The organism is Proteus sp. fly-1067, assembly GCF_040139345.1.
Lineage (GTDB): Bacteria > Pseudomonadota > Gammaproteobacteria > Enterobacterales > Enterobacteriaceae > Proteus > Proteus vulgaris_B.
Window position 1 is genome coordinate 101,520 of the sequence record NZ_JBEEUL010000013.1, and the last position, 7,612, is coordinate 109,131.

Below are 7,612 nucleotides of genomic sequence, written 5' to 3' on the forward strand. Positions count from 1 at the left end.
AATACCATCTGATATGAGGTATCTATTAAAAATGAATATTAACAATAAAACAACTAATTAATTTATAAATAAACTATTACATCCTTTACTTATCAAGCAGCACTTACCTTATTCGCGCTACCTATAAAAAAATGCTACGCTGACGCCCTGTTTGATTTCTTATGTAGAGTTATGGCATTTACACTCAGACCTTATCAACTTGACGCCGTTAACGCGACAATCTCTTATTTTCGTCAACACAACACACCCGCGGTGATAGTCTTACCCACTGGTGCAGGAAAAAGTTTAGTTATCGCTGAACTTGCTAAAAGAGCGCGAGGACGTGTCTTAGTCTTGGCACACGTAAAAGAATTAGTCGAGCAGAACCATAACAAATATGAAGCTTATGGTCTATCTGCGGATATTTATGCCGCAGGCTTACAACAAAAAGAGAGTAGTGGAAAAGTTGTTTTTGGTAGCGTGCAATCTGTTGCACGTAATTTATCGCAATTTAATGATACGTTCTCGCTTCTTATAATCGATGAATGCCATCGTATTAGTTTATCTAAAGATAGCCAATATCAACAAGTTATTAAACAATTACAATCCATTAATCCCAAATTACGGATCTTAGGATTAACTGCAACACCTTATCGTTTGCCTACAGGTTGGATTTATCAATATCATTATCACGGTATGATTAGAGGTACTGAAGAGTGTTTTTTCCGTGATTGTATTTATGAATTACCATTGCGTTATATGATAAGCAATCATTTTCTAGTCCCTCCAACTCGATTAGATATGCCCATTTTGCAATATGACTTTAGCCAAGTCCGAACAAGTCAAAATGGAATATTTAATGAAGAAGATCTTAATCGTGAAATAAAAAGACAAAAACGTATTACTCCCCACATTGTTTCACAGATTATTGAATATGCAGAAAACTGCCGTGGCGTCATGATATTTGCAGCCACCGTTGAACATGCAAAGGAAATTCTTTCTCTTTTGCCCCAAGATGAAGCGGCATTAGTGAGTGCAGATACGCCTTCTCATGAACGAGATACGCTGATTTCTCGTTTTAAACAGCAACAGTTACGCTATATGGTCAATGTAGCCGTGCTAACAACAGGCTTTGATGCACCTCATGTTGATTTAATTGCTATTTTGCGCCCTACAGAATCAGTCAGCTTATATCAACAAATTGTAGGACGAGGATTAAGATTATTTGCAGGAAAAACCGAATGTCTGATATTGGACTATGCGGGTAATCCTCATGATCTTTATCTTCCTGAAGTTGGCACCAAAAAACCCAACCCTAATAGCAAACCCGTACAAGTATTCTGTCCTGTTTGCCAATTTGCTAATACTTTTTGGGGAATAATAGATGCTGATGGCGATATCATTGAACATTATGGACGGCGTTGCCAAGGCTGGGAACTAAATGAACATGGGCAAAAACAGCAATGTGAATTCCGCTTCCGCTTTAAATTATGCCCTTATTGTAATGAAGAAAATGATATTGCCGCGCGTCGTTGTGTTCACTGTGATGAAATATTAGTTGATCCTGATGATATGCTTAAAGCCGCATTAAAGCTAAAAGGAGCGCTTGTTTTGCGCTGTGGTGGCATGCAATTTCAATCAGGGAATGATGTTAAAGGAGAATGGTTAGACATCAATTATTACGATGAAGAAGGCACTTTTGTATCAGAGCGTTTTCGCTTAACCACCCCAGCACAACGTAAAGTTTTTGAGTTGAAATTTCTACGTGAACATCAACGAGCACCCGCTGTTCCTTTTGTTTGGCATAATGCTAACGATATCATTAAGCAGTTCGATTTATTACGCCATCCTGATTTTATTGTCGCCCATAAAGGTAAAAAAGAACATTTTTGGAAGATAAGAAATAAGATTTTTGACTATACAGGACGCTATCGAAAAGCAGATACCTTATATTAATCTGGATTTATATTTGCTGTTAGTGGACTTTTTCGTTAAAATGCGCCCCGCTTTATCTATTTTTAGATAAACCAAATCTCGAGCTTGTTGCTGGGTCGCCTGTAACAAGTATGTATTTTCTTTCTTTTTTATAAGAGAAAAAAGATGTTAACTATTAATGCAACTGTACGTAAAGAGCAGGGTAAGGGTGCGAGCCGCCGCCTGCGTGTGGCTAACCGTTTTCCTGCTATCGTTTATGGCGGAAATGAAGAGCCAATCGCTATCGATTTAGATCACAACGAAGTGATCAACCAAGAACACAAATCTGAATTCTATTCTGATTTCGTTAACCTGGTAATCGATGGTAAAGAAACTAAAGTTAAAGTTAAAGCAGTGCAACGTCACGAGTATAAGCCAAAAATTACTCATATTGACTTCCTGCGCGCTTAATAAGCCACCCTTCGAGCTTTATTTTTCGGGACGCCGAGCATGTAACGCCACTTAATGTGGCGTTATTTGTTTCTACTAGATTATTATTTTTCTGATGCTCTACGCTGTAATTGATCACGTAAATTAGGTGGAGTACCCTTGATCGTGAGTGTATCTGTTGCTGGATCCCAGAATATTCTTTCACCCAATAATTTCGCATCAAAATTAACGGTTAATCCACCGCCACTACCAGAATATTTCATCAATTGGCGTAAAGTACTGCGATCAGCCGGAAAAGTATCAGCTAATTCATAGCCCTTCTCTTCGGTAAATTGAACAAAGTTTTGATCACCCAAAGATGGTAATTCCTCAGCAAGCTCAGTTAAGGCAATTTCTTCACCAGATTGTAATTGCTCATTACAGTAACTATATACTTGTTCACGACAAGCCTGACGTGCTTGCTTGTCCATTTCAGAAGCTTCACAAAAGTCATCAACCGCTTGTAATAAACCTTTATTTTGAACTTTAGCGTTTAAACCTTCTTGAGCACCTAAAAAGTCCATAAAAAAGTCAGAGACTTTGCGTCCTACTCGACCTTTTAAGAAAGTTAAATAGCGCAGAGAATCTGGAGCCGTTTCCCATTCAGTTAAATCAATACGAGCAATAATATCTGCATGAGGAATATCTAGATAGCGTGTTGATGAAACATCAAGACTGTCATTCACCCACATACTATTGCAGCTACTCAATACTGCAATTAGAAGATAATCCACCGCTAAATAACGATAATGACAAAAGAGAACCGTTCCCCCTTCTGCAAAGGGGTATTTTGCTAATTCATCTTTTAATCTCACTGTGGCGGCACGCGAAAAGCCTAAAAAGTTTTCTTCACCTTTGCGCTGCAAACGTAATGCTTGCGCTAATTCACTTTCTTCATTAAACAGACCATAAGCTTTATTTTTTGCACTGTAGACACGATGCAACTCTTCAATCATTTCCTGAACAACAGGTTCAATCTCTAATACTGAATCGCGTAACACAACTTCTAATGTCTGCTCATCTCGCTTGATAAGCTGATGTAAGACTAACTGACTAATATCTAGACTCATGGTCGTCCTCTTTTATTCCTTCACTTTCTCATGCGCGTATTCAAACACTCCCCACTTTCAGTATCAAGGGAAAATTAATTAATTTAATAGCGGAAAAAGGCCCAGTAATACGGTAATATATAGCGTTTTATTCATTTAGTAGGAATTCTGATTTTATGCCACAAAAATCCCGTTATAGTGATGAACAAGTTGAGCAGTTATTAGCAGAACTTGTCAGCGTTCTTGAAAAACATCATACTCCTACAGATCTTTCTTTGATGGTGTTGGGAAACATGGTGACAAACTTAATTAATACAAGTATTGCCCCTGCTCAACGGATGCTGATTGCTGATTCTTTTGTTCACGCATTGCGTGCTTCAATTGATGAAGGCAATATTCACTAATAAACATAGAAAAATTATTTATAGACATGGTAACGAGACCTCAGTCCTATCGTGAAAAAGTATCCCAAATGATCAGTTGGGGTCACTGGTTTGCGCTATTTAATATTATTCTAAGCTTATTGTTTGGAAGCCGTTACCTGTTTATTTCAGATTGGCCTGCAACTTTTGCGGGTCGTTTTTACGCAATTGTAAGTTGGATGGGACACTTTAGTTTTATTGTTTTTGCTATCTATATTCTTGTTCTTTTTCCACTTACCTTTATAGTCGTATCTCAACGGCTACTTAGGGTGATCTCTTGTGCTCTTGCCAGTGCGGGACTCACTATCCTTATCTTTGATATGGCTGTTTACCAGCAATTTCAGCTTCATCTGACTCAACTTGTTTGGGATCTAGTCATTAATCCAGATGAAGGTGAAATGGCTCGAGAATGGCAACTTATTTTTATTGGCATTCCTATTATCTTTCTTGTTGAGATGCTTTTTGCAACATGGAGTTGGCAAAAATTACGCAGTTTAAACCGTCAGCGATGGGGTAAACCATTAGCGGGTATTTTTATTACTTGTTTTGTCTTATCTCACTCTATGTCAATTTGGGCTGATGCTAATTTTTATCGCCCGATTACAATGCAACGCGCCAATTTACCATTATCCTACCCGATGACTGCACGTAAATTCCTTGAGCGCCATGGTTTTATTAACCAATCAGAGTATGAACAACGAGTGATCAGTGAAGGTAACCCAGCCGCACAAGGTATTACCTACCCTCTTGCACCATTGATTTACTCAAAAGAAACATATTCTTATAATCTATTAGTCATTGTTGTTGATGGTTTAGGTAATGAAGAAGTTCCTGAATTACCAAGCTTGCAAGAATTTGCACAAAATAACCTCAATTTTACCCATCATTATTCATCGGGTATTGATAATGATACAGCATTGTTTGGTTTATTTTATGGGATCTCACCTTCTTATTTAGATAGTGTATTGAGTAGCAGAAAAAACTCTGCACTATTTGATGCCTTAAGTTATCGAAACTATCAATTAGCAATGTTCTCAACATATGGCTTTCAAACACCATTGTTTAAACAAGCGTTGCTATCAGATTTCTCTATTCCAACATCACGCAGTGGTAATAACGATGCCACCATTGATAGCTGGCGCAATTGGCTAATAAAAAATAACCAAACAACACCTTGGTTCTCTTTCTTACAAATTAATGGTCACACCAATAAAACGTCTCAACGTATGACATTAAATCAGCAATTAGAGCGCGTTTTTAATACATTGCAAGAAACCAAAGTACTCGATAATACCGTTGTGGTTGTCACTTCTAGCTATCATCAAGACGGTGATAAACAACAAAATAACCGATGGCTTTCTGATAAAACCACCTTTAACTTAAGCCAATCACAAGTGCCTCTAATGATACACTGGCCAAACATGAAACCACAGTTGATTGATAAAATGACTAGTCATCAAGATATCATGACAACCTTAATGCAACATGTTTTACGTGTGATTAGCCCTGCGGATAACTATTCACAAGGTGAAGATTTATTTGCAAGCACTCGTAATCATCCATGGATTTTTACTGGTGATGACGAAGCATTTGTGGTCTTTTTACAAGACAATACTTTGTTGATAGATAAACATGGCCGATATGCTTTATTTGATAAATCAGGAAAAGAAATTAGCTCTGCAAAACCTGACTTAAAATTATTACTACAAGTTCTTGCCGAACAAAAACGCTTTATTGAACGCTAACACATTTAGTGATGTATAAAATTACGTCACTTAATTAGCAAAGGGTTGCTTTAGTAGCTAAAAACAGTAATATACAGGGCACAAACGGCATGTAGCGCAGCCTGGTAGCGCACCGTCATGGGGTGTCGGGGGTCGTAGGTTCAAATCCTATCATGCCGACCAAAATTCTTTAGAAAAACCAACCTCTTAGGGTTGGTTTTTTTATGCCTGAAATTTGCTTGGTGTAAAACTGGTGTAAAACTGGTGTAAAACCCCCATCAGATTTACCCTAGTTAAAGCTCAATTCTCGCCCTGTTTCTATGCTATAATTCACCTCAAATTCATTAACAGAGCTTATCAAATGAAAAATCTAGCTGAGTTAACTCAGGAAGAAAAAGACAAGATTAACGTCGATCTATCTGCAAGCGGTATTGCATATAAAGAACGACTCAATATGCCAGTTATTGCATCCGAAGTTGAACGACAACAACCAGCACATTTACGATCGTACTTTAATGAACGATTAGCGTTTTATCGTGAGAGAAGTAAGAAGTTACCGGACGGAAATTCAGTGCAGTATTTGAAAACAGAGTAGTGCCGATGCTCGATGGAACCGACCGAGTTATATAATCAATCAGTTATCAATTTCTGGTGTCTTATTGGTGTCCTGATTTTCTTCCTCTTCCTTTTGTCTGCGTTCCTCTTCCGCTTTCTGCGCCTCTTCCATCTCACGCATTTTCACGCTATAGATTGAGCCTTCTGGCATCTGTACACGCACGGAAATAAAACGACCATCAGGGATATCAATTGGGTCACCGTCATTGAAGCCGTCAATGTCATTATTAGCAAACTCAGGCGCATTAGGATGAGTTCGATGATACGTTTTAACGAGGATAGAACCGTCCTCCATAACTTTAGAGTCTACCCATATCAACGGCTGTTTATTGACATCGAGAGGAATTTCAATACCACCATCGATACCACCCCAGCCTGCGTCAGCGTTAAACCCAAGAACTCCTTCAATGAGATATTCACCTTGAGCTACTCGAGTAACAGTTGCACCTTCTGATTCGTCGTTAGTTGTAAATGTGCCGTCAGGATTGATGTCGATGATTGGAGAGGATTTTTTGTAGAAGCCGTTAGAGTCTGGTTTAGCGTTACCCAAATGAAGCACTTCATAAGTCCCAATCCAGCTACCGTTTTCCTTGTATGTATAGAATAATTTTTTATTCCTGCCAAATAATCCTATCTGGTAGGCAATCGGCTGAGTTGCGTGAGCTGAGATAAAACCCATGTAAACAGTGCCTGATATATCGCTGTCAATATTTGTGGATGTATAGAATCCATTATTTTTAAAGTCATTTTTTGATGATTTTACATTATCACCGCTGAGCCTCATCACCTCTATCCATTCTGAAGTTTTACCATTCCCCATCCATCTATACGCAAGCCCCTCTGGAGTTGCCTGAATTTGAGAGTTATTACCCTCACCATTCGCACCACCACCTCTTGTCATGCTCAGTAACGGGTAGTATGAATTGTAGTAATTTACAGCATTACCCCCGTTCGGCGTCGCAAATCCTGTATAATTAACACTGTTAGCATCCTGAGTGTGTTTATCTCCAGTTTCATTTGAACGACCTAACCCAAAATCACCAGGAGATAACTTTCTACTGATATCCTCCTGCATCTTCTTAATGCTATCGAGAGTGGCAATCTCACCATTTGGCATCTCAATTTTTGTCTGCCCTGTTTCGCTCATCCATGTATTCATCGCATCGAGAAAATATTGCGTATAACTATTAATAGCAACCATCGTTCTTGCTGCATCACTATTATTATCGGGCTCAGTAATATGAATTGAGAATGTGGTGTTCGTTGCTGTGGCTAATGCCGGATGTGCTAATACTAATTCAGTATCAGAATTAACGGATTTAATCATGTAAGGAATATTCGTGTTTCCCGATTTAATTAAAATCGTCATTCCAATATTAATGGCGGGATTATTATTTTTAAATTTAGTGCCAGTGCCTTT

At 38.4% G+C, this 7,612-nt stretch carries 7 protein-coding genes and 1 tRNA gene; 6 read left to right on the forward strand and 2 right to left on the reverse strand.

Annotation, left to right across the window (positions count from 1 at the left end; genetic code table 11):
• Positions 1-171 precede the first annotated feature (171 nt).
• Together radD and rplY are read left to right on the forward strand one after the other, a co-directional pair.
• Positions 172-1,935: a DNA repair helicase RadD gene (gene radD, locus ABN217_RS15940; RefSeq protein WP_196553293.1), complete on the forward strand. Its 1,764-nt coding sequence runs from the start codon at positions 172-174 to the stop codon at positions 1,933-1,935.
• Positions 1,936-2,079: 144 nt separating this feature from the next.
• Positions 2,080-2,364 (forward strand): 50S ribosomal protein L25, encoded by a 285-nt coding sequence (rplY, locus tag ABN217_RS15945; RefSeq protein ID WP_006537318.1) that lies wholly within the window; start codon positions 2,080-2,082, stop codon positions 2,362-2,364.
• Between the two features lie 83 nt (positions 2,365-2,447).
• Here rplY and yejK read toward each other — a convergent pair whose 3' ends face one another.
• Positions 2,448-3,452 carry a nucleoid-associated protein YejK gene (gene yejK / locus ABN217_RS15950; RefSeq protein WP_196553294.1) on the reverse strand — a complete coding sequence of 335 codons (1,005 nt, stop codon included), beginning with the start codon at positions 3,450-3,452 and terminating at the stop codon, positions 2,448-2,450.
• Between the two features lie 155 nt (positions 3,453-3,607).
• On the opposite strand from yejK, the gene ABN217_RS15955 reads away from it, so the two are divergent.
• The 4 genes from ABN217_RS15955 (at position 3,608) to ABN217_RS15970 (ending at position 6,172) form a co-directional block, all read left to right on the forward strand.
• A complete protein-coding gene (locus ABN217_RS15955; protein ID WP_004247042.1) occupies positions 3,608-3,835 on the forward strand; it encodes a YejL family protein in 228 nt (75 codons plus the stop codon).
• Between the two features lie 26 nt (positions 3,836-3,861).
• Positions 3,862-5,598 (forward strand): LPS biosynthesis-modulating metalloenzyme YejM, encoded by a 1,737-nt coding sequence (yejM, locus tag ABN217_RS15960; protein WP_197269362.1) that lies wholly within the window; start codon positions 3,862-3,864, stop codon positions 5,596-5,598.
• A gap of 85 nt (positions 5,599-5,683) precedes the next feature.
• Positions 5,684-5,760, forward strand: a tRNA-Pro gene (locus ABN217_RS15965).
• A 178-nt stretch (positions 5,761-5,938) separates the two neighbouring features.
• Entirely contained in the window at positions 5,939-6,172 is a 234-nt protein-coding gene (locus ABN217_RS15970; protein ID WP_349459609.1) for a DNA polymerase III subunit theta, read from the forward strand.
• A gap of 39 nt (positions 6,173-6,211) precedes the next feature.
• Here ABN217_RS15970 and ABN217_RS15975 read toward each other — a convergent pair.
• On the reverse strand, positions 6,212-7,612 hold a 1,401-nt coding region (locus tag ABN217_RS15975; protein ID WP_349459611.1), incomplete at its 5' end, for a phage tail fiber protein.